Source organism: Acidovorax sp. SUPP950, from assembly GCF_030158935.1.
In the GTDB taxonomy this organism is placed as follows: domain Bacteria; phylum Pseudomonadota; class Gammaproteobacteria; order Burkholderiales; family Burkholderiaceae_C; genus Paracidovorax.
In genome coordinates, this window is sequence record NZ_BQXE01000003.1 from 111,526 (window position 1) to 134,528 (window position 23,003).

Annotated in this window: 18 protein-coding genes and 1 riboswitch; of the genes, 6 read left to right on the forward strand and 12 right to left on the reverse strand. The window is 67.1% G+C overall.

Annotation, left to right across the window (positions count from 1 at the left end):
* A complete protein-coding gene (locus tag AVME950_RS14320) occupies window positions 1-3,168 on the reverse strand; it encodes an efflux RND transporter permease subunit (RefSeq protein WP_284430325.1) in 3,168 nt (1,055 codons plus the stop codon).
* A gap of 18 nt (window positions 3,169-3,186) precedes the next feature.
* Window positions 3,187-4,395, reverse strand: a complete 1,209-nt coding sequence (locus tag AVME950_RS14325) for an efflux RND transporter periplasmic adaptor subunit (protein WP_284430326.1) — start codon at window positions 4,393-4,395, stop codon at window positions 3,187-3,189.
* A 125-nt stretch (window positions 4,396-4,520) separates the two neighbouring features.
* On the opposite strand from AVME950_RS14325, the gene AVME950_RS14330 reads away from it, so the two are divergent.
* On the forward strand, window positions 4,521-5,141 hold the full coding sequence (locus AVME950_RS14330) for a TetR/AcrR family transcriptional regulator (protein WP_284394670.1): 621 nt from the start codon (window positions 4,521-4,523) through the stop codon (window positions 5,139-5,141).
* A gap of 232 nt (window positions 5,142-5,373) precedes the next feature.
* The gene (locus tag AVME950_RS14335; protein ID WP_272549805.1) at window positions 5,374-6,147 is read left to right on the forward strand and encodes a ferredoxin--NADP reductase; all 774 of its coding nucleotides are present in this window, start codon (window positions 5,374-5,376) and stop codon (window positions 6,145-6,147) included.
* A 278-nt stretch (window positions 6,148-6,425) separates the two neighbouring features.
* Here AVME950_RS14335 and AVME950_RS14340 read toward each other — a convergent pair whose 3' ends face one another.
* On the reverse strand, window positions 6,426-7,229 hold the full coding sequence (locus AVME950_RS14340; protein ID WP_284394671.1) for an outer membrane lipoprotein: 804 nt from the start codon (window positions 7,227-7,229) through the stop codon (window positions 6,426-6,428).
* Window positions 7,230-7,444: 215 nt separating this feature from the next.
* Between AVME950_RS14340 and AVME950_RS14345 the strand changes: the two genes are divergently transcribed.
* Complete coding sequence (locus AVME950_RS14345; RefSeq protein ID WP_284430327.1) at window positions 7,445-8,353, forward strand: DUF72 domain-containing protein; 909 nt, start codon at window positions 7,445-7,447, stop codon at window positions 8,351-8,353.
* 37 nt (window positions 8,354-8,390) lie between these two features.
* On the opposite strand, the gene AVME950_RS14350 is transcribed toward AVME950_RS14345, so the two are convergent.
* The 4 genes from AVME950_RS14350 to metH all read right to left on the reverse strand — a co-directional run bounded on the left by AVME950_RS14350 (window position 8,391) and on the right by metH (window position 14,741).
* Window positions 8,391-9,311 carry a YihY/virulence factor BrkB family protein gene (locus tag AVME950_RS14350; protein WP_502869412.1) on the reverse strand — a complete coding sequence of 307 codons (921 nt, stop codon included), beginning with the start codon at window positions 9,309-9,311 and terminating at the stop codon, window positions 8,391-8,393.
* A 66-nt stretch (window positions 9,312-9,377) separates the two neighbouring features.
* Complete coding sequence (locus AVME950_RS14355; protein WP_284430328.1) at window positions 9,378-11,651, reverse strand: phosphocholine-specific phospholipase C; 2,274 nt, start codon at window positions 11,649-11,651, stop codon at window positions 9,378-9,380.
* Window positions 11,652-11,701: 50 nt separating this feature from the next.
* Complete coding sequence (locus AVME950_RS14360) at window positions 11,702-11,884, reverse strand: hypothetical protein (protein ID WP_284430329.1); 183 nt, start codon at window positions 11,882-11,884, stop codon at window positions 11,702-11,704.
* Between the two features lie 109 nt (window positions 11,885-11,993).
* Window positions 11,994-14,741: a methionine synthase gene (gene metH / locus AVME950_RS14365; protein ID WP_284430330.1), complete on the reverse strand. Its 2,748-nt coding sequence runs from the start codon at window positions 14,739-14,741 to the stop codon at window positions 11,994-11,996.
* Window positions 14,742-14,761: 20 nt separating this feature from the next.
* Window positions 14,762-14,859: riboswitch (S-adenosyl-L-homocysteine riboswitch) on the reverse strand.
* 114 nt (window positions 14,860-14,973) lie between these two features.
* Between metH and AVME950_RS14370 the strand changes: the two genes are divergently transcribed.
* Window positions 14,974-15,813 (forward strand): transporter substrate-binding domain-containing protein, encoded by an 840-nt coding sequence (locus tag AVME950_RS14370; protein ID WP_284430331.1) that lies wholly within the window; start codon window positions 14,974-14,976, stop codon window positions 15,811-15,813.
* 37 nt (window positions 15,814-15,850) lie between these two features.
* Here the strand turns inward: AVME950_RS14370 and AVME950_RS14375 are convergent, their stop codons facing one another.
* A complete protein-coding gene (locus tag AVME950_RS14375) occupies window positions 15,851-16,582 on the reverse strand; it encodes a hypothetical protein (protein ID WP_284430332.1) in 732 nt (243 codons plus the stop codon).
* 294 nt (window positions 16,583-16,876) lie between these two features.
* On the opposite strand from AVME950_RS14375, the gene AVME950_RS14380 reads away from it, so the two are divergent.
* Both AVME950_RS14380 and AVME950_RS14385 read left to right on the forward strand, forming a co-directional pair.
* The gene (locus AVME950_RS14380) at window positions 16,877-17,821 is read left to right on the forward strand and encodes a DMT family transporter (RefSeq protein ID WP_284430333.1); all 945 of its coding nucleotides are present in this window, start codon (window positions 16,877-16,879) and stop codon (window positions 17,819-17,821) included.
* Between the two features lie 159 nt (window positions 17,822-17,980).
* On the forward strand, window positions 17,981-20,218 hold the full coding sequence (locus AVME950_RS14385; RefSeq protein ID WP_284430334.1) for an NADP-dependent isocitrate dehydrogenase: 2,238 nt from the start codon (window positions 17,981-17,983) through the stop codon (window positions 20,216-20,218).
* 112 nt (window positions 20,219-20,330) lie between these two features.
* Here AVME950_RS14385 and AVME950_RS14390 read toward each other — a convergent pair whose 3' ends face one another.
* From AVME950_RS14390 to fmdA, 4 genes are all read right to left on the reverse strand, one after another.
* Window positions 20,331-20,702, reverse strand: a complete 372-nt coding sequence (locus AVME950_RS14390; RefSeq protein WP_284430335.1) for a hypothetical protein — start codon at window positions 20,700-20,702, stop codon at window positions 20,331-20,333.
* A 31-nt stretch (window positions 20,703-20,733) separates the two neighbouring features.
* Window positions 20,734-21,219: a hypothetical protein gene (locus AVME950_RS14395; protein ID WP_284430336.1), complete on the reverse strand. Its 486-nt coding sequence runs from the start codon at window positions 21,217-21,219 to the stop codon at window positions 20,734-20,736.
* Between the two features lie 140 nt (window positions 21,220-21,359).
* Window positions 21,360-21,716 (reverse strand): FmdB family zinc ribbon protein, encoded by a 357-nt coding sequence (locus tag AVME950_RS14400; protein ID WP_284430337.1) that lies wholly within the window; start codon window positions 21,714-21,716, stop codon window positions 21,360-21,362.
* Between the two features lie 26 nt (window positions 21,717-21,742).
* Complete coding sequence (gene fmdA / locus AVME950_RS14405) at window positions 21,743-22,969, reverse strand: formamidase (RefSeq protein ID WP_272566030.1); 1,227 nt, start codon at window positions 22,967-22,969, stop codon at window positions 21,743-21,745.
* Window positions 22,970-23,003 lie beyond the last annotated feature (34 nt).

Here is a 23,003-nt window from a genome sequence, read left to right on the forward strand (position 1 = left end):
TCAGGCACCTTCCGAAGCAGGGTGTGGCAGCGCGCCGTGCGCGGCCTGGGCGTTCGGGGCGGCCGGCTCGCGCCGGAACAGGCCCACGATCAACACGAAGAACAGCGGCACGAAGAAGATCGCGAGGACGGTTCCGGACAGCATGCCGCCGATCACGGCCGTGCCCAGCGCATGCTGCGCGCCCGCCCCGGCGCCACTGCCCAGCACCAGCGGCAGCACCCCCAGGATGAACGCCAGCGATGTCATCAGGATGGGGCGAAGGCGCATGCGCACCGCCTCCATGGCCGACTCGACCAGGCCTTTGCCGCCCTCGTACAGCTCCTTGGCGAACTCCACGATCAGGATGGCGTTCTTGGACGCCAGCCCGATGGTGGTGAGCAGGCCCACCTGGAAGTACACGTCGTTCATCTTCCAGGTCAGCATGGCCCCGAGCAGCGCGCCGAACACGCCCAGCGGCACCACGAGGATCACCGAGAACGGGATCGCCCAGCTTTCATAGAGCGCCGCCAGGCACAGGAACACGATCAGGATCGACAGCGCATAGAGCAGGCCGGTCTGGCCGGTCGAGGCCTTCTCCTGGCGCGACAGCCCGGTCCACTCGAAGCCGATGCCGGGCGGAAGCTTGGCCACCGCCGCCTCGACGATCGCCAGCGCCTCGCCGCTCGATGCCGCGCCCGGCATCGCCATGCCCAGGATTTCCATGGAGGGCACGCCGTTGTAGCGCTCCAGCCGCGGCGAACCCGACGACCAGCTGGCCTTGGCGAACGAGGTGAAGGGCACCATCGTGCCGGCGCTGTTGCGCACGTACCAGCGGTCGATGTCCTCGGGCAGCATGCGAAACGGTGCGTCGGCCTGCAGCATCACCTTCTTCACGCGCCCCTTGTCGATGAAATCGTTGACATAGCTGCTGCCCCAGGCGGCCGAGAACGTGTTGTTGATGTCGGCCATCGACAGCCCCAGCGCCCCCGCCTTGTGCGGATCGATCTCCAGGCGGAACTCCGGCGTGTCCTCCAGTCCGTTGGGGCGCACCGCCACCAGGCGTGGGTCCCTGGACAGCTCGCCCAGCAGCTGGTTGCGCGCCTGCATCAGCGCGGCATGGCCCAGGTTGGCGCGGTCCTGCAGCATCAGGTCGAACCCGGTGGCGTTGCCCAGTTCGGACACGGCAGGCGGCGCGAAGGCGAACACCTGCGCATCGCGGATCGTCGCGAAGAACGCGCCGGCCTTTTGCGAAACGCCCGACACGCTCAGCGCCTCGCCCTTGCGCTCGTCCCAGGGCTTGAGCTTGACGAAGGCAAACCCCGTGTTCTGGCCGCTGCCGGCGAAGCTGAAGCCGGACACCGAGAACACGCCCGCCACCGCATCCTTCTGGTCCTCCAGGAAGTGCTTCTCCACCTGGTGGATGACCTCTTCGGTGCGCGCGTTGGCGGCACCGGGTGGCAGCTGCACCAGCACGAACATCGTGCCCTGGTCCTCGTCGGGCAGAAAGCCCACGGGCAGCTTCATGAAGCCGAACACCACCGCCGCCAGCAGCACCGCATACAGCGCCATGTAGCGCCATCCCTTGCCCAGCATGTGCCGCACGATGCCCTGGTAGCCGCGGTTGCCGCGATCGAAGGCGCGGTTGAACGCACCGAAGAAGCCGGTCGTCGCCATGGCGTGGCCCTTGGGCACCGGCTTGAGGAGCGTGGCGCACAGGGCGGGCGTCAGCACCATCGCCACCAGCACCGAGAGCGTCATCGCCGAGACGATGGTGATGGAGAACTGGCGGTAGATCACCCCGGTCGAGCCGCTGAAGAACGCCATGGGCACGAACACCGCGGCCAGAACCAGGGCCACGCCGACGAGCGCTCCGGTGATCTGGCCCATCGACTTGCGCGTGGCCTCTTTGGGCGACAGTCCCTCCTCGGTCATCACCCGCTCGACGTTCTCCACGACCACGATGGCATCGTCCACCAGCAGCCCGATGGCCAGCACCATCGCGAACATGGTCAGCGTGTTGATCGTGAAGCCGAACGCCGCGAGCACGCCGAAGGTGCCCAGCAGCACCACGGGCACCGCAATGGTGGGGATCAGCGTGGCGCGGAAGTTCTGCAGGAACAGGTACATCACCAGGAACACCAGCACCACGGCCTCGACCAGAGTCCGCACCACCTCCTCAATGGAGATGCGCACGAACGGCGTGGTGTCGTAGGGCTTTTGCACCTTCATGCCCGGAGGGAAGAACTTCTGCAGTTCGTCCACCCGCGCGTCAATCGCGCGGACCGTGTCGAGGGCATTGGCGCCGGTGGCCAGCTTGATCGCCAGGCCGGCGGCCGGCTTGCCGTTGTAGCGGCCGACGGTGCTGTAGTTTTCGCTGCCCAGTTCGATGCGCGCCACATCGCGCAGCCGCACCTGCGAGCCGTTGGTCAGGGTGCGCAGCAGGATCTCCTCGAACTCCGGCGCCGTCTTCATGCGCGTCTGCGCGGTGATGGTGGCGTTGATCTGCTGGTTGCCGGCCGCTGGCAGCGCACCCAGCTGGCCGGCCGAGACCTGCGCGTTCTGCGCCTGGATGGCCGTCTTCACGTCGAGCGGCGTGAGACCGAAGTTGGCCAGCTTGTCCGGATCGAGCCAGACCCGCATGGCGTACTGCGAGCCGAACAGGGTGGTGTCGCCCACGCCTTCCACGCGGCTGATCGCGTCCTGCACGTTGGCGGCCACGTAGTCCGACAGGTCGGAGCCGTTCATGCTGCCGTCTTCGGAGGTGAAGGCCAGCACGTTCAGGAAGTTGGTGGCCGACTTGGTGACCGTGACGCCCTGCTGCTGCACCTCTTGCGGCAGCAGCGGCGTGGCCAGCGACAGCTTGTTCTGCACCTGCACCTGGGCGGTATCGGGGTCGGTGCCGTTGTCGAACGTGAGCGTGATGGTGACCTGGCCGGACGACTCGCTGGTCGAGGCCATGTAGCTGAGCCGGTCCAGCCCCTTCATCTTCTGCTCGATGACCTGGGTGACGGTGTCCTCCAGCGTCTTGGCGGAGGCGCCGGGGTAGTTGGCCGTGATCGCCACGGCGGGCGGCGCGATGCTGGGGTACTGCGCGATCGGCAGGGTGAAGATCGACAGGGCGCCGGCCAGCATCTCGATGATGGCCAGGACCCACGCGAAGATGGGGCGGTCGATGAAAAAGCGTGCCATGGGGTTCTTTCGCGCGCGTCAGTTCGCGGGGTTGGCGGCACCCTCGGGGGCGGTGGCCTGTGCCACGGGCGCGGCCGCGGCCTTGGGTGTCCAGGGCATCGCCTTCACCAGGGCGCCGGGCGCGGCCCGCTGCTGTCCGTCCACCACGAGCCGGTCTCCGGCCTGCAGCCCGGTGCGCACCAGCCACTGGTCGCCCACCGTGCGCTCGGTCTCCAGGGCCCGCCGCTGCAGCTTGCTGTCGGCGCCGACCACGTAGGCCATGGGCTTGCCGGTGCTGTCGCGCGTGACGGCCTGCTGCGGCACGAGCAGGCCCTGCTCCTTCACGCCTTCCTGCAGCACGGCGCGCACGTACATGCCGGGCAGCAGATCGGCCCGCGGGTTGGGGAACACGGCGCGCAGCGTGATCGCGCCGGTGCTCTGGTCCACGGTGACGTCCGAGAACTCCAGCTTGCCTTCCAGCGGGTAGGCGCTGCCGTCTTCCAGCATCAGCCGCACCTTGGCGGCATTGGCACCCGCCTTTTGCAGATCGCCGCGGGCCAGGGCCTGCTTGAGGCGCAGCAGCGCGGCGCTGGGCTGCGTCACGTCCACGTAGATCGGGTCCAGTTGCTGGATGGTCGCCAGCGCCGTGGCCTGGCTGGCGGTGACCAGCGCGCCCGGCGTGACGCTCGACTTGCCGATGCGGCCCGAGATGGGCGCATCGACCCGCGCATAGGCCAGGTTGATGCGGCTCGTTTCCACGTTCGCCCGGGCCGATGCCACGTCGGCCTCGCCCTGGCCCAGCGATGCGGCCGCGTCGTCGTAATCCTGCTGGCTCACGGCCTGGATGGCCACCAGCTCCTTGTAGCGGTCGGCCTTGAGCCGGGTCGTCTTGAGGCTGGCCTGGGCCTTGGACAGGGCGGCCACGTTGCTGTCGTAGGTGGCCTGGTAGGTGGCGGGGTCGATCTGGTAGAGCGCCTCGCCGGCCTTCACATCGCTGCCCTCGCGGAACTTGCGCGCCTTCACGATGCCGCCCACCTGGGGCCGCACGTCGGCGACCTGGTAGGGCACGGTGCGGCCGGGCAGTTCGGTGCTCAGCGCCACAGGCTGCGGCTGCACGGTCATCACACCGACGATGGGCGTGCCCTGCGGTGCCGGCGGGCCGCCCGGGGGCTTGCCGCAGGCGGCGAGCAGACAGGCCATGGCAGCTGCGGCCGACAGCGTGAGCAAGGGGCGATGAACGGGTCGCATGGGCAATCTCCAAAGAACAATGCGCCGATGATATACAAACCGTACTGTACGGTAAAGTAAATTTGACTTCGATTCTTCGCCCATCAATACTCGGACGCATGAATACAGAAAACGGAAGTCGGTAGATGCGCGTCAAGACGGAAGCCAAGCGGGACGCGATCGTGGAAATTGCCTCCCAGGTTTTTTCGGAATCGGGGTTCGAGGGGGCGTCAATGGCGGAGATCGCCGCCCGGGTCGGGGGCTCCAAGTCCACGCTGTATGGGTATTTCAGCTCCAAGGAAGAGCTGTTCCTGGAGGTCGCCATCGGCGCGGCCAAGCAGCACATCGAATTGTTCTTTCTCGCGCTCGAGCAGGACGAGAGCGAGCTGGAAACCGCGCTGAAGACCTTCGCCGAGAAGATGCTGGCCGTGATCTGCAGCGAGCCGGCCATCCAGGCCAAGCGCGCCTTCGTCGCCGAATCGGGCCGCAGCGACATTGGCAAGCGTTTCTTCGAACTGGGCCCCCACAAGGGCATTCAGGCCCTGGGTTCGTTCCTGGAAGCCCAGATGCGCAAAGGCCTGCTGCGGCAGGCCGACCCCCTGACCGCGGCGCGCCACTTCATGGCCCTGATGGAGTCGGAGACGGCCACGCCGCGCCTCTTCGGCCTGGAGGACAACCTGTCCAAGGTGAAGATGCGCCAGGCCATCGGCCGGGCCATCGACGTGTTCTTGCGCGGCTACGCGGTGGACCCGGCCGACGGCGCCTGAAGCGCCCGGCACCACCGATCGCGGGAGCGTCCCGGCGCCCGCCGCCCCCCCACCGGGCCCGGCTGGCATAAGCACATGCGCAGATGCCATAAGGCCGCGGGGCCGGTTTGCCCGACAATGTGCGGGTTTGCCCGCATGGCAGGGGGCAGCCCAGGTCGCGCAATGCGCCCATCCGCCACCGGCCCTGCCCCTGAAGGCTTCTTTCGTCTCACACCCAATCTGCACCATTTCCATGAGCGCATTCAACGAAGAACGAGTCCTTTCCGTCCACCACTGGACCGACCGCCTGTTTTCCTTCACCACCACGCGCGACCCGGCGCTGCGGTTCTCCAACGGCCACTTCACCATGATCGGCCTCAAGGTGAACGACAAGCCGCTGCTGCGGGCCTACAGCATCGCCAGCGCCAACTACGAAGAGCACCTGGAGTTCCTGTCGATCAAGGTGCCGGACGGCCCGCTGACCTCGCGCCTGCAGAACATCCAGGTGGGCGACTCCATCGTGGTGGGCAGAAAGCCCACGGGCACGCTGCTCATCGACTATCTGCTGCCCGCCAAGCGCCTGTATTTGATCTCCACGGGCACGGGCCTCGCGCCCTTCCTGTCGGTGATCCGCGACCCCGACACCTATGAGAAGTTCGAGGAAGTGGTGCTGGTGCACGGCGTGCGCCAGGTCAAGGAGCTGGCCTACCACGACTTCATCACCGAAACGCTGCCGCAGCACGAGTTCCTGGGCGAGACGGTGTCCAAGCAGCTCAAGTACTACCCCACGGTGACCCGCGAGCCGTTCCGCAACCAGGGCCGCATCAACGACCTGATCGAAAGCGGCAAGCTCTTCACCGACCTGGGCGTGCCCCCGCTGGACCCGCTGGTGGACCGCGTCATGCTGTGCGGCAGCCCCGAGATGCTGGCATCGCTCAAGGCCATCCTGGAGCACCGCGACTTCGAGGAAGGCAACACCACGAAGCCCGGCGACTTCGTGATCGAACGCGCGTTCGTCGAGAAATGAAGTGACGCGCCGGGCGCGGGCGGGCCCGGGATGGCAGAGGCCGGCCCTACCCGCGAGGCACCGGCCTCACGCAGCGCCGGCCCGTGGACAAAGCCACCCCTCAATTGCTATTAAATTAATAGCACAATGCCCTAGTACTGATTGCACTGGAGGCACAAAACACAAGATACCACCCCGGTGGCCAGCGGCGCCGGAACCGCCGCCCCAATGGCAACGGGCGGCCAAGGCCGCCCGTGGGACAGTGAATGAGGGCAAGGGGCCTGCGCAGGCCCCGCCGATCAGTAGCCGTTGTTGGCCACGCGCATCGACTGCGCGCCCTGCGTGTAGCCGGCCTGGCCCTGCGGCCGGTTGTCCACGCGGAAGCTGCGGCCCTCCACGCGCACCGGCGTGCCCTCGGCCACCGGCTGCGAGCGCGTGAAGGTGCGCACCGAGCCGTCATCCATGCGCACGCGCATCTGGTAGGCCGTGGTGGTGCGGGTGCGCTGCTCCACCGTGTGGCCCAGGTAGCCGCCGCCGACCGCGCCCAGCACAGTGGCCGCCGCGCGGCCCGAGCCCTTGCCCACCTGATTGCCCACGACGGCCCCCAGCACCCCACCCGCCACGGCACCCACGCCGGACGCGGGAGCGGCCTGCTGCACCGTCTGCACCGACTCGATGCGGCCGCAGGTGCTGCACACCGGCGCCTGGGCCGGCATGGCCACCGGCCGGCCGGCGTCCGCGGAGGCGTCGTACCCACCGCCCGACCCGCTGCCGTACTGCGGCGAGGCCGGGGCCCGGTTCACGATGTTCTGGGCCAGGGGCTGCGGCTGCCGTGCGGGCTGGGCGCCCGCCCGTTCATTGATGACTTCGGCCTCGGGCGTGCGCGTCGCACCGGGGGCCAATTGCGCGACCTGCGCGGCAGACTCGGCGGGGGCGCTGCCGCCGCGCTGCTGCATGACCAGGGTGGCGCCCAATGCCAGCACGCTCACGCCCAGCGCACCCACGGCCGCCCACAGCCATTTGACGGAAGCGCCCCCGGCGGGAGCTGCGGAGGCGCCGAGCGCCGGCGCGAGGGAGGGATTGTTTCGGACGATGAGACCCATGGTGTTCTCCTTTTTCAGGTGTTTCGAAGGCAGGGTACACGCGGGTCCGCTTCACACAGCAGGGCGTTCTGTAAACGAAGTAAGTAGCTGTTTGCCCAAAGGGTCTGTGCGAATGCGCCTACCACCAGGCGCGCCGACGGGCGGTGGCGGGAATGTCGGCCACACACCACACTGGCGCCACGCATGCCACCCGGTGTGCGTGAGGAGGCACGCAGATGGCTGCACAGATCCGCATCGGGGTGTCCGGCTGGCGCTATGCGCCCTGGCGGGGCGCGTTCTATCCAGAAGATCTGGTGCAGGCGAAGGAACTGGCTTTCGCATCGCACCAGTTTCCCGCGATCGAGCTGAACGGCTCGTTCTACGCGCTGCAGCGCCCGTCCAGCTACGCCCGGTGGGCGGCAGACACGCCCGAGGGCTTCGTGTTCACCGTCAAGGCGCCGCGCTACATCACCCACATCCTGCGGCTGCGCGAGGCGCGGGCGGCGGTGGCCAACTTCATGGCGTCGGGGTTGTTCGCGCTGGGCGCCAAGCTCGGTCCCATCCTGTGGCAATTGCCGCCGAGCCTGCCATTCGATGTGGCGCTGCTGGAGGACTTTCTCGCCCTGCTGCCGCACGATACCGACGCTGCCGCCACGCTCGCGCAGGCGCGGGAGGACCGCATGCACGGCCGCGAGCTGCTCCAGCCGTCCCGCCCCTGGCGCCTGCGCCATGCCCTGGAAGTGCGGCACGCCAGCTACCGTACGCCGGAGTGCATCGACCTGCTGCGGCGCCACCGCGTGGCCCTGGTGGTGGCCGATACCGGCGGACGATGGCCCGAACTGGGCGATGTGACGGCGGACTTCCTCTATCTGCGGCTGCACGGCGCGCAGCAGCTCTATGCCAGCGGCTACAGCGATGCGCAGATCGCGCAGTGGGGCGAACGCATCCGCGCCTGGGCCCACGGCCAGGCACCGAAGGGGCTGGAGACGGCCGCGCCACCGGACACTGCACCGCGTCGGACCGAACGCGACGTGTTCTGCTTCTTCGACAACACCATGAAGATCCACGCGCCCGAGAACGCCCTGCGGCTCGCACGCTATCTGCAACTGGGCACGCACCTGCAGGCCGCCCCGCCCCGGGCCTGACACAGCGGCCCTGGTTTGCGAGTGCCCCTCGGCCGCCTCAGCGATGCCGGGCCGGCGGCCCTTCCAGGTTTTCCTCCCGCACCTCCTGGAAGGCCCGCGCGCAACTGGCGGAAAACAGCAGCACGGCCGACGAAAAGTAGATCCACATCAGCACCACCACCAGGGAGCCGGCAGCGCCATACGCCGAAACCACCGCCGCGGTGGCCAGGTACAGGGCCAGCAGCTGCTTGCCCACGGTGAAGAGGATGGCGCCCACCACCGCCCCGAACACCAGGCAGATGAGCGGCGGCTTCTGCCCGCCGCCGATGCGCATCAGCCCCACGAACAGCAGCACGGCAATGCCGAAGGCGACCAATTCGTTCGCCAGCTGCAGCAGCGGGCCCGTTGCCATGGGCAGCCGCGCGCTGGCCCAGGTGGCCACCACGTGAATCACGGTGGACACCACCAGCGAGATCAGCAGCAGGAAACCGATGGCCAGCACATAGGCCAGCCCCCGCACCCGCAGCGAAGCCATGCGCCACCACGCCTTCTGCTCCGGCGCCGGGGCTGAATCGCGTGCCCACAGCCGCTCCAGCGCCGACTGCAGCTCCACGAACACGCCCGTGGCGCCGGACAGCAACAGCACGAAGCCAACGATGGAAGCGATCCGCCCTTCCGACGGCGCCCGCGCGCTGGACAGCGCCAGTTGCACCACTTCGGCCACGCGGTCGCCCATCACGCCGCGCACCTGGCTGACCATGGTGCTTTCCAGGTAGGACTTGTCGATCCACCAGCCCAGCACCCCCACCAGCAGGAGCAGCACCGGCGCCAGGCTCAGCAGGCCGTAGAACGACATCGCCGCGCTCATGCGCAGGCCGTCCGCATCCAGCCAGAGATTGGCCGCCCGCACCAGCGGCATGATGGGGCTGGCGAGCGCTTTCGCGCGCTCGATCCATGGCGTGAGGAACGATGGGGACATGGCGCCCATTGCACACCAGGGCCGCGCGGCCAGGTGTCGGAACAGTTCGCCAGTCCGCCTGCAGCCTCAGCCAGCGTGGCCCATGGCAGGGTCGGACACCGAGTCCTTGCCGGTCTCGATGCGGCCGGCGAAGCGGCGCTGGAACGCAGGCGCCGCACTGCAGCGCACCACGAAGTCGTACCAGTTGCCGCTGTCGCCCAGGGGCCAGGCGAGTTCCTCCACGCCGCCGGGCGCCACGCTGCGCGTCCAGGGCCCGTCGCCGCGATAGGCCCGTGCCTCGGCGGAGAACGTCATTGCGCTGCTGCTGCGGTTGTAGAGCTTGACCCGAACCTGCGGCGGCTCGCACAGCTCGTAGCAGACCTGCACCTCGGGGCCACCGGTGGCCCCCTGCTGCTGCAGGTCGCCGATGAACTCGCGGTGGTAGCCGTTGGGACCGAGCACCCACAGGTCGTACCGCCCGCCATCGGCTGCGGCGTTCCAGACGCCGCTCAGGGCCTTGCCGGCCTCCACGACGTAGCGCCGCGGAATGCGGTCGAGGTGGTTCTTGTCGTACACGTGGAACACCGCCGCCGCGGTGCCCGCTTTGCCGGTGTGGGCGAACAGCAAAGTGACCGTGCCGGCACCGGCGCTGGCCTGGGCCGTGGTGTGCAGCTCATAGGGCAGCGCCCGCGAGGGCCGCACGCCTTCGGCCTGCACCGGCAGGGCGGCATCGGCCGTGGCCGTGGGCTGGGGCAGCTTGGCAGCCTGGGCCTGCGCCGCCACCCGCGCGTCCACCGCGACCTTGTTGGTGCGGCCCGCGAGGGTCGGCAAGGTTTCGCTGTTGGGGTTGACGAAGTTGAAGCAGCTCGTCAGGTCGCCGCAGACCGCGCGGCGGTAGGGGCTGACCTGCGGCTCGGCCACGCCGAAGCGCTTTTCCAGGAACAGCAGGGTGGAGGTGTGGTCGAACACCTGCGAATTGACCCAGCCGCCCCGGCTCCAGGGCGACACCACCCACATCGGCACGCGCGGGCCCGGGCCATAGGGCTTGCCGTCGGCCGCCGGCTGGCTCGGCGTGGCGGGCTGGAAGTCGTGGTACTCCACCGCCACGTCGGCGGCGGGCAGCGTGCAGGCACCGGCCAGGCTGCCATCGGGATTGCGCGACGGCGCGGCGGGCGAAGGCAGGTGGTCGAAGAAGCCGTCGTTCTCGTCGTAGTTGATCAGCAGCACGGTCTTGCTCCAGACCTCGGGGTTGGCCGTGAGCGCGTCCAGCACCTCCTGCACGTACCAGCCGCCCTGTGCGGGACTCGATGGCCCGGGGTGCTCGCTGTAGACCGAAGGCGGAATGATCCACGACACCGCCGGCAGCGTGCCCTGGCGGATGTCCTCGCGGAACGTCTCCAGAAAGCCCTGCGGCATGGTGTTGCCGAAGCCCTTGGCCAACGGGCTCAGCGGATCATCGATCCTGGCGTTGTAGAACGGTCCGGCCAGATCGACCGGCTGCGTGATGTCGGTCTTGGCGACGTAGATCGGCTTGCGGTCCGCGGGCATCTTCTCGATCTCGGCGCGCCAGTGGCGAAAGCCCATCATCTCGTTGCAGCCGAAGTTGTCGATCAGGCTCTGGTACACCTTCCATTTCACGCCCGCTTTCTCCAGGCGGTCCGCGTAGGTGGTCCAGGTCCAGCCGTCGGTGGAGGCGCCGATGTCGTTGCCACCGTTGAACTGGTTGTTCAGGCCCGCGACGCGGACCCTGGAGCCGTCGATGGGGCTGACGCCGTTCGGGCCGTTGGTGCCGGTCCAGTAGAAAAGCCGGTTGGCGATGGTGCCGGTGTGCATGCCGCAGTGGTAGTGGTCGCACAGCGTGAAGGCGTCGGCCAGCGCGCGCTGGAACGGCACCTCCGCCGTTTCGTAGTAGCCCATCGACAAGGGCAGCTTCGCATCGGGCCACTGGGACATGCGCCCGTGGTCCCAGGCCGCCTGCGAGTCCACCCAGGTGTGGGGCGTGCTGCCGGCGCGCTGCGCGTTGCCCTTGGCTTCGTCCAGGCGGTAGGGCACATATGTGCTGGCCGGCGACGTCTTGGTGTAGGTCTGGTAGAAAACGTTGCGGCCGTTGGGCGTCGGGATCGGGAAGCGGTCACCGAAGCCGCGCACGCCCTTGAAGGTGCCGAAGTACCCATCGAACGAGCGGTTCTCCATCATCAGCAGGACGACGTGCTGCACGTCCTGGATGGTGCCGGTGGCGTTGTGCGCCTCAATGGCCATGGCACGCCGGATGGCTGGAGGGAAGGCGGTCAGCGTGGCCGAAGCCGCGCCCACGCCGAGCGCGGTCGTGAGGAAATTGCGTTTGGAGGAATCGACGGTCATTTGGAGGAGTCTTTCTTGTCCGTGAGCGGGGTTCCGGGGGGCTGCCCCGTTCAGGGCTTGGGCGCGCAGTGCGTGTCCGGACTGGCGCATGTGGCCGTCGCGGCGGGAACGGTGGCATCCGTGCCACCGCTGCCGCCGCAGCCCGCCAGCAGCAGGGCAAGAAAGAGCGCGCTGGCGCCCGGCAACGGGCGGCCGACCAGAGGCAGCGGCGAGCGCTGCAGAGGGATGGTCATGGCGTAGGAAGAAGGGAAGGAATGAAGTCCTTCATTCTTCCCGCCGACTGTGGCGCCAGAGTGACGTCCGCGTGACGCGGCGGGGGCACCGCCGTGACGCCGCCGCCGATCAGAGGTTGGGTGCGAGCAGGCGCTGCAGGATGCCTTCGTCCATGCCACGCCGCGTGGCCAGGTCGTGCACCTGGTCTTCGCCGATCTTGCCGACGTTGAAGTACTGGCTCTCGGGATGCCCGATGTAGAAGCCGCTCACGCTGGCGGCGGGCGTCATGGCCAGGCTTTCGGTGAGGCCCATGCCGATCTCGCCGCACTGCAGCACGCGGAACAGTTCGCTCTTGGCGCTGTGGTCCGGGCAGGCCGGGTAGCCGGGCGCGGGGCGGATGCCCTGGTACTTCTCGGCGATCATGTCGTCGTTGCTCAACTGCTCGCCGGCCGCATAGCCCCACAGGTCGGTGCGCACGCGGTGGTGCAGGCATTCGGCAAAGGCTTCGGCCAGGCGGTCGGCCAGGCTCTTGAGCATGATGGCCGAGTAGTCGTCCAGCGCATCGACGAAGGCCTGCTCCTTCTTCTCCACGCCCAGGCCCGCCGTGACGGCGAACAAGCCCGCGTAGTCGGCCACGCCGCTTCCCTTGGGCGCCACGAAGTCGGCCAGGCACCGGCTGGGGCGCGGCACGCCATCGATCACATGCTTTTCGGTCTGCTGGCGCAGGCCGTACCAGGTCATGGCAACCTCGGTGCGCGATTCGTCGGTGTAGAACTCGATGTCGTCGCCCACGCTGTTGGCCGGGTACAGCGCCAGCACGCCGCTGGCACTCAGCCAGCGGCCCTCCACCAGCCGGCGCAGCATGGCCTTGCCGTCGGCGAAGACGCGCGTGGCCTGCTCGCCCACCACCTCGTCGGTCAGGATGGCAGGGTACGGGCCGGCCAGGTCCCAGGTCTGAAAGAACGGTCCCCAGTCGATGTACCGGGCCAGCTCGTTGAGGTCGAAGTTCTTGAACATGCGCCGCCCCAGCAGGCGCGGCGTGGCCGGGCGGTAGGCCGACCAGTCGATGGGCGTGCGGTTGGCGCGGGCCTTCGCCAGCGGCCACAGGGGCGTCTGCTTCTTGTTGGCGTGCTGGGTGCGCACCTTGTCGTAGTCGGCGTTCAGCTCCTGCACGTAGTGGTCGGCCCCGTCGCCCAGCAGGCTCTGCGCCACGCTCACGCTGCGCGACGCATCGGGCACGTAGACCACGGGGCCTTCGTAATGCGGCGCGATCTTGACGGCGGTGTGCACACGGCTGGTGGTGGCACCGCCGATGAGCAGCGGGATCTTCTTGATGCGGAAGTGCTCGTCCTTTTGCATCTCGCCGGCCACGTATTGCATCTCTTCCAGGCTGGGCGTGATCAGGCCTGACAGGCCCACGATGTCCGCGCCCTCGACCTTGGCGCGCGCCAGGATCTCGTGGCAGGGCACCATCACGCCCATGTTCACCACCTCGAAGTTGTTGCACTGCAGGACCACGGTGACGATGTTCTTGCCGATGTCGTGCACGTCGCCCTTCACGGTGGCGATGATGATCTTGCCCTTGCTGCGCACGTCGCGGCCGGCCAGTTCGTCCTGGCGCTTTTCTTCCTCGATGTAGGGGATCAAGTGGGCCACGGCGGACTTCATCACGCGGGCGCTCTTGACCACCTGCGGCAGGAACATCTTGCCCGCACCGAACAGGTCGCCCACCACGTTCATGCCGTCCATGAGCGGGCCTTCGATCACGTGCAGCGGCCGCCCGCCCTTGGCGACGATGGCCTGGTAGGCCTCTTCGGTGTCTTCCACGATGAAGTCGGTGATGCCGTGCACCAGCGCGTGCGACAGGCGTTCGCCCACGGTCTTCGGATGCTCGGGCGTACCGCGCCATTCGAGCCGCTTGCTCTCGTCCTTGGCACCGCTGCGGGCCGTCTCGGCCACCTCGACCAGGCGTTCGCCGGCGTCGGGGCGGCGGTTGAGCACCACGTCTTCCACGCGGTCGCGCAAGGTGGGCTCCAGGTCGTCGTACACGCCGACCATGCCTGCGTTGACGATGCCCATGTCCATGCCGGCCTGGATGGCGTGGTACAGGAACACGGTGTGGATGGCCTCGCGCACCGGGTCGTTGCCGCGGAAGCTGAAGCTCACGTTCGACACGCCGCCCGAGACCTTGGCGCCCGGCAGGTTCTGCTTGATCCAGCGCACGGCCTCGATGAAATCGACCGCGTAGTTGTTGTGCTCTTCGATGCCGGTGGCCACCGCGAAGATGTTGGGGTCGAAGATGATGTCCTCGGGCGGAAAGCCCACCTCGTCGACCAGCACGCGGTAGGCCCGCTCGCAGATCTCGATCTTGCGCTCGTAGGTGTCGGCCTGCCCCACCTCGTCGAAGGCCATCACCACGGCGGCGGCGCCATAGCGCTTCACGAGGCGCGCCTCGTGCTTGAACTTCTCCACGCCCTCTTTCATGGAGATGGAGTTGACGATGCCCTTGCCCTGGATGCAGCGCAGGCCGGCCTCGATCACGTCCCACTTGGAGGAGTCCACCATGATGGGCACGCGGGCGATGTCGGGCTCGGAGGCGATCAACTGCAGGAAGCGCACCATGGCCGCCTTGCTGTCGAGCATGGCCTCGTCCATGTTGATGTCGATGACCTGCGCGCCGTTTTCCACCTGCTGGCGCGCGACGGCCAGGGCCTCTTCGTACTGGCCGTTCAGGATCATGCGGGCGAAGGCCTTGGAGCCGGTGACGTTGGTACGCTCGCCGATGTTGACGAACAGCGTGCCCTCGCCGATGGAAACCGGTTCGAGGCCCGAGAGCTTCATGGGAGGCGGGATAAGGGGGGCGGACATCAGGCTCACCTGCGCAATCGGTAGTTGGGAACAGGCGAGCGTCGTTGGACAGTGGGGCCATCGCCGCCCGAGCCTGACGCCTGGTTGAGCCGGTTGATCGGCAGGCGCTGCAACGCTCCTCGGGGGCGGCCGGATTTTACGCGCCCTGCGACCGGGCCCTCACCGCGCCCCGCCCCCCGAGCGGGTTCTCCGGACAGCGGCATGGAAAGTGCTTGGCCACTTCCCAGGAAGGAGCCCTCCCATGCAATCGCCCTTCGATGGTGCAACGCCCAGCCTGTGGGCCGGTGAGATTCTGCAACGCCGCCGCCTGGTGTGCGGCTCCATTCTGGCCCTGGGCCTGTCGGGTCCGCTGGCGGCCGCCGAACATCGGGATCAGCTGGAGCGCATCCGCTCCGCCCGGGTCCTTCGCGTGGCGGTCCCACAGGACTTCCCACCGTTCGGCTTTCCGCAGGGCAGCGAGCTGGCGGGCTTCGACATTTCCATCGCCAAGATGCTTTCGATGCACCTGGGCGTGTCGCCGCAGATGGTGCCGGTGCCCAGCGGGGACCGGCTGGCGGCACTGCTGGAAGACCGCGTCGACATCATCATCTCCAGCCTGGGCAAGACGCCCGAGCGCGAGAAAAACATCGACTTCTCCAGTGTCTACGCCCCGACCTACCTCGGTGTCTTCAGCCAGCAGAAATTGAGCCGCGACGAATTGCTGAAACTGCCAGCCCCGGTCGTCGGAGCGGCGGAAAACAGCCTGGAGGAATCCCTGGTCCGGGCATTCCTGCCAACCGCGAAAATCCAGGGATTCAAAGGCAGCGCCGCGTTGCTGGACGCCTATGCCGCAGGCCATTTCGAATTCTTCGCGGGTGGCAACGTGCTGGTGGAATCCATCAAGGATGTCGGTCTGCGCACCCGTGTGCACCAGGTGGCGCTCCTCAAAGAGAGCCCGTGCTACATCGGCCTTCGGCAAAACGAAGCACGGCTGAAGGACGAGATCAACCGCTTCCTGGCAAGCATCCGTTCGTCAGGCGCCCTCATGGTCAACGCCATGAAATGGTTCCGCCAGAGCTTTTCGGCCGACATGTTCAAGTGAGCAGCACGGGCAGCGGCGCCCACCTTCACCCTCTGATTCATCGCACCGGCAAGAACTGCAGGAAAGAACCACCCACCAGCCCCTGCACATAGGTGATGGCGGCACGGCGGTACTTTTCGGTGGCCACCGCCGACAGCAGGTCGAGCCGGCCGATGATCTTGCCGAACTCGCGCTCGAAGCTCAGATTGCGCCCCTGCGGACCGATCTCGTCGGCCAGCAGCAGCGGCTGGCCCGCCGCGGTGCGGCGCTGCGAGAGCATCCACACGGCGATCTCCACATTGCGCGCCGCGTTGTACAGGTGCTGGGCATCCAGGCTGTCGAGCAGGAAGAACTCGATCCTTCCGTCGTGCGCGGTGATCAGCATGTCGGCCGTGGCATAGATGAACGCCGCCACGCGGTCGCCCGCGAATTCGGGCGCCAGGGCCGCAGCCATCGCCGCGATGTCGCGCCGCCCCTGCAAGGGCGCCCAGACCCCGCCCTTTTCGATGGTGGTGCGGACCTGCTCCATGGCCTGCTCGCGGCCCACGGCGCTGGTCTTGCGCCATTCGGCAGGGTTGCGGCGGTAGAGCTTGTCCATCAGCCGGTAGAGGCTGTCCAGGTTCTCGCGCATGGCCAGCGTCGCCATGCGGTTCACGTCGGACTGCCCCAATTCGCTGCCATTCGCAGACGCGCCTTTGACCTCGCCATGGGGCGCGGGCGGGCTGGTGCAGCCGGACACGGCCGCCAGCGTGCAGCAGGACAGGAGGAGCGGAACGAACGTCAGTCGCATTGCGCCGCATTATCGACAAGGCTTGAAAAGCAGCCAGGGTTTCCTGAAACTGCCGAAGCAGTCCTTCCGTACTCACGTCGATGCCGCCGCAGGGCCGTCGGAGGTGGGCCCATGCCTTGTGATCGGCTCCCGAGGCCAGTTCACTGCGGTTTCGGATAGTCATCGGACAATAAGGAGCAAAAATACTCTAAAAGAGGCCACATTCGGCCAAGTCAGGATATTTACATGCAGAGTTGTCGTACAACTTGTGCAAAATTCACCATTTTGGGGCACCGCCCCGCCTGGAAAGAAGCCATGTCGCCCCCTATCTCCCCACTAGCGCAACGCAGGAACGTCTTCCTGCTGGCGTTGTTTTGCTGCCTGCTCTGGGGCAGCTCGTACCCGGCGATCAAGAATGGCTACGCGCTGTTCGGCATCGACAGCAGCGACACCCCCTCCAAGCTCGTGTTCGCCGGCTGGCGCTTCGCTCTGGCGGGCCTGGCGCTGCTGGCCTGGGTGGCCGCCAGCGGCCGGCAGATCAGCGGCTGGCCGGCCCGGGCGTGGGGCCAATTGGCGCTGCTGGGTCTGTTGCAGACCACGCTGCAGTACATCTTCTTCTACATCGGCGTGGCGAACACGACGGGGGTGAAGGCGTCGATCATGAACGCCACCGGCACCTTCTTCAGCGTGCTGCTGGCGCATTTCCTGTACCACAACGACCGCATCAGCCATGCCAAGGCCTGGGGCTGCATCGTGGGCTTCGCGGGGGTCATGGCGGTCAACCTCGGCGCCGGGCTGGCCGGAACGCTGACCGATTTCGAGTTCGCCCTGCTGGGCGAAGGTTTCGTGGTGATCGCCGCCCTGGTGCTGGCGCTGGGCGGCGTCTACGGCAAGCGCATTTCCCAGGGGATGGACCCCATCGTGATGACGGCCTACCAGTTGACCATCGGCGGACTGGTGCTGCTGGCGCTCGGCTATGCCTTGGGGGGGGCGCTGGGCGAGGTGACGTGGGCCTCGTCATCGCTGCTGGCCTATCTGGTGGTGCTGTCGTCGCTGGCCATCTCGATCTGGAGCCTGCTGCTCAAGCACAACCGGGTGAGCCTCATCACCGCGTTCAACTTCATGGTGCCCGTGTTCGGCACCTTGCTGTCGGCCTGGTTCCTGGAAGAAAGCCTCCTCGAATGGCGCAACGCGGTGGCCCTGGTGCTGGTGTGCGGCGGCATCTGGCTGGTAACGAGGGTATCCGCACCGCGCGCGTGAGCCTGCAGCAGCGCGTCCAGCGGGCACCCCTTTCGTGCCCGTGATCGGGCGTGTGAGCACCTGCCCCGAACGGCGCTGAGGGGCATCTGTGCCGACTGCCTTCAGAAAGCGCGAAAATCACCGGCTGATCTGTCACCCCTTCCCAAGGAACGCAAGCGAATGAGCACGACGCAACCGACCATCATCTACACGCTGACCGACGAAGCCCCCGCCCTGGCGACCGCCGCCTTTCTGCCGATCGTGCGGACCTTCGCGGCCCCAGCGGGCATCCACGTGGAGACCAGCGACATCTCGGTCGCCGGCCGCATCCTGGGCCAGTTTCCCGAGCGCCTGACCGAGGCACAGCGCGTGCCCGACAACCTGGCCGCCCTGGGCAAGCTGACGCTCTCGCCTGACGCCAACATCATCAAGCTGCCCAACATCAGCGCATCGGTATCGCAGCTGGTGGCGGCCATCAAGGAACTGCAGGGCAAGGGCTATGCGATTCCCGACTATCCCGAAAATCCGACGACCGACGAAGAAAAGGACATCCGCGCCCGCTACAACAAGTGCATCGGCAGCGCGGTGAACCCGGTCCTGCGCGAAGGCAACTCCGACCGCCGCGCACCCAAGGCCGTCAAGGAATACGCCCGCAAGAACCCGCACAGCATGGCCGAATGGAGCCAAGCATCGCGCTCGCACGTCTCGCACATGCACCACGGCGACTTCTACCACGGCGAAAAGTCGATCACGCTCGACAAGGCGCGCGACGTGAAGATGGAACTGGTCGGCAAGAGCGGCAAGACCACGGTGCTCAAGCCCAAGGTGTCGCTGAAGGACGGCGAGATCATCGACAGCATGTTCATGAGCAAGACGGCCCTGCTCGAGTTCTACGAAAAGGAGATCGAGGACGCGCACAAGACCGGCGTGATGTTCTCGCTGCACGTCAAGGCGACGATGATGAAGGTGTCGCACCCGATCGTCTTCGGCCACGCCGTGCGCATCTTCTACAAGGAAGCCTTCGCCAAGCATGCGCAGCTGTTCGAAGAACTGGGCGTGAACGTGAACAACGGCATGGTCGATCTGTACAACAAGATCGCCACGCTGCCCCAGAGCAAGCAGGACGAGATCAAGCGCGACCTGCACGCCTGCCACGAAAACCGCCCCGAGCTGGCGATGGTCGATTCGGCCAAGGGCATCACCAACTTCCACTCGCCCAACGACGTCATCGTCGATGCCTCGATGCCCGCCATGATCCGCAACGGCGGCAAGATGTGGGGCGCCGACGGCCGCCTGAAGGACACCAAGGCGGTGATCCCCGAGAGCACCTTCGCCCGCATCTACCAGGAGATCATCAACTTCTGCAAATGGCATGGTGCCTTCGACCCCAAGACCATGGGCACCGTGCCCAACGTAGGCCTGATGGCCCAGCAGGCCGAAGAGTACGGTTCGCACGACAAGACGTTCGAAGTGCCTGAAGCCGGCGTGGCCAACATCGTCGATCTGGCGACGGGCGAAGTGCTGCTGAGCCAGAACGTGGAAGAAGGCGACATCTGGCGCATGTGCCAGGTGAAGGACGCGCCGATCCGCGACTGGGTGAAGCTGGCCGTGACCCGCGCCCGCAACTCCGGCATGCCCGCCGTGTTCTGGCTGGACCCGTACCGCCCGCACGAGAACGAGGTCATCAAGAAGGTGAAAACCTACCTGAAGGACCACGACACGACCGGCCTGGACATCCAGATCATGAGCCAGGTGCGCGCAATGCGCTACACGCTGGAGCGCGTGATCCGCGGCCTGGACACGATCAGCGTCACTGGCAACATCCTGCGCGACTACCTGACCGACCTGTTCCCCATCATGGAACTGGGCACCAGCGCCAAGATGCTGTCCGTCGTGCCCCTGATGGCCGGCGGCGGCATGTACGAAACGGGCGCTGGTGGCTCGGCGCCCAAGCACGTGCAGCAACTGGTGGAAGAAAACCACCTGCGCTGGGATTCGCTGGGCGAGTTCCTGGCCCTGGCCGTCAGCCTGGAAGACCTAGGCCTGAAGACCGGCAACCAGCAAGCCACCCTGCTGGCCAAGACGCTGGACACCGCCACCGGCAAGCTGCTGGACAACAACAAGAACCCCAGCCCCAAGACCGGCCAGCTGGACAACCGCGGCAGCCAGTTCTACCTGGCCCTGTACTGGGCCCAGGAACTGGCCGCGCAGACCGAGGACACGGCCCTGGCCGCCAAGTTCGCCGGGTTGGCCAAGACGCTGGCCGACAACGAGCAGAAGATCGTCGGTGAACTGGCGGACGTGCAGGGCAAGCCGGCAGACATCGGCGGGTACTACCTGCCCGACCCGAAGAAGACCGAGGCCGTAATGCGCCCCAGCGCCACGCTGAATGCGGCGCTGGCTGCCGTGACCGCCTGATCCGCGTGAGAAAGCGCCGGCCCTTGCACAAGGGCTGGCCGGTTTCGAAAGCGCCTGCCCACCGCAATGTGGGCAGGCGCTTTTTCTTCATGGCCGCCGGATCGGACCGCCTCTATCGGGGAACGAACAGCAGCTGCCCCTCGGGCGTCGGCCGATAGCTGAAACGTCCGTCGAGCACCACCTTGCCGCCGATACGAGCCACCCAGGTGTAATCGCCCACGCGGGTGCCCGCGTTGCCGAAATCGCTGGGATAGTGCACGGTCCCGGCACGCTCGCCGCCCCCTTGGGGCTCGGCGGTCGCGGTGGTCGTCTTCCCGTCCGGCATGGTCACGGTGAACTCCACACGCGGCTGGCGGGTCGCCATCTTGTCGCTCACGCTCAGCCCGATGGCCGGGCGCGCGGTGTACAGAACGCTCTGGGCGAAAGCCGGGGCCGCTGTGGCCAAGACCGCCATGCATGCAGCGCTGCGAAAAGAAAATGCCATCTGTGCTCCTTTGTCTTTCTGAGTGAGCGGTTCAATCGCCGCACCGCACCGCCCGAAGTGGCGCAACGGAGGCCGGCTCCCAGGGCGCGCGGCCGATCTGCGTGCCGCCACCCCAACCGTACTCGAAGGGTTCGCCCTGCGGCGACGTGCCGAACGCACTGATGCGCCCTTTGCCCACGTCCAAACCCCAGGCCTGCTCCAGGCGCGTGATCTCCAGCGGCGTCCCGGGCGGCAGCGTGCGGACCCGCTGCAGGCCGTGAAAGCGGTCGTTCGCCGTATCGCGCGGATGCGGTGAGAGCACGAGCGTCGGCGCATCGCGCACCTGGTAGAGGCCGGATTCCTGCAGCAGCACCACACGGGCCGGCGCACGCAGCGGCAGGCATCCGCTGGAAGCCAGATCATGACGGCCTTCACAGCCGGCCAGTGCCGCGAGAAGCGGCAGCCACGCCAGTCCAGCCCGGCGGCCGCAAGCCGACAGGCGCCAGGGCTCAACCCACCTTGCCACACGATTTGCCATGGGCGAAATGTGTCGCAACAGGCACCGCCCAGGGGTAAGACAACAGCGCAGCTGCGCTTTCTGTGGGCCGCGGCCCCCGTCGTTTTGGTCATGCGTGGGCCATGGGGCGGTACCCCACGGCTCGCCTACGTCCCGGTCACCTAGTGGCTGATCATCCAGGGCCGCTTGGACGGAAACGCCTTCGCTCCGCTCGCCGCCGTCACCGTGGCGCTGCGCTTGCCAGAGCCGCAGCAGCCGCACCCCGCCGGATGGCGCATCCGCCCGTAACTGCCTTCGTCACCGTTGCGGGAGGAGCGCGGCGCATGCTGCGCCCGCTCGTTGGTGTCGAACGCACGGCGCTGCTCCGGGCTCACGCAGGCCAGCCGGGGAGCGCTGGCGAAGACGCGGGGGGAGGCAGCGCTGCACCGGGGGCAGGCAGCGGGCTCGTTGCGCAGCGCCAGGCTGCGCAGGGCATCGAAGCCGCCACACGTGGCGCACTGGTAGTCGTAAGTGGGCATGGCGCGGTGTCCTGTCGTGGAGGGAATCAGACGAGGTCGGGCGACAGCGGCATGTCGATGCTGCCGTCCAGCATCTTCACCGGGCCGCTGGCGTTCGGGTTGATGTCGAACTCGAAGATCTGCGTCGGCAGCCACAGCGTGGCGCAGGCGTTGGGCACATCGACCACGCCGCTGATGTGGCCCTGCACCGGGGCTGTTCCCAGGATCGAATACGCCTGGGCGCCGCTGTATCCGAACTTCTTCAGGTATTCGATCGCGTTCAGGCAGGCCTGGCGGTAGGCCACGTTCACGTCCAGGTAGTACTGCTTGCCCGCCTCGTCGACCGAGATGCCTTCGAAGATCAAATAATCGTTGTAGGTCGGCACGATGGGGCTGGGTTTGAAGATCGGGTTCTTGATGCCGTACTTCGCCATGCCGCCCTTGATGAGGGTGACCTTCATGTGCACCCAGCCGGCCATTTCGATCGCGCCGCAGAACGTGATTTCGCCGTCGCCCTGGCTGAAATGCAGGTCGCCCACCGAGAGGCCCGCGCCGTCGACATAGACCGGGAAGAACACTTTCGATCCGCGCGACAAGTCCTTGATGTCGCAGTTGCCGCCGTGCTCGCGCGGCGGCACGGTGCGCGCGCCTTCGGCCGCGGCCTTGGCCTTGGCCTCGCCAGTCAGGCGGCCCATGTGGGCGGTGCCGGCCGAGGGGGGGTTGGCCAGGCCGGCGGTGGGATCGGTGTCGATGAGCTTTTGCTCACGCTCGTTCCAGAGGTCGAGCATTTTCTTGTCGGGCAGGCAGCCGATCAGGCCGGGGTGGATCAGGCCGGCGAAGTTGACGCCCGGGATGTGGCGCGAGCTGGTGAACATGCCCTTGAAGTCCCAGATCGATTTCTGCGCCTCGGGGAAATGCTCGGTCAGGAAGCCGCCGCCGTTCTTCTTGGAGAAGAAGCCATTGAAACCCCACAGGCTGTCCTGCTTGGCGCCGATGTCGAGCAGGTCCACCACCAGCAGGTCGCCCGGCTCCGCACCCTTGACGCCCACCGGGCCCGAGAGGTAGTGCACCGTGGTCAGGTCAATGTCGCGCACGTCGTCGGCGCTGTCATTGTTCTTGATGAAGCCGCCGGTCCAGTCGAAGGTTTCCAGAATGAAATCGTCGCCCGGATTCACCCAGCAGGCCATCGGAATGTCGGGGTGCCAGCGGTTGTGGATGTTCTCGTTCTGGGTCGGCGATTGGCTCAGATCGACGTGGATGAGGGTTTCAGCCATGGCGTGCTCCTGGAAAGTGAAGGGAAGAGAAGGC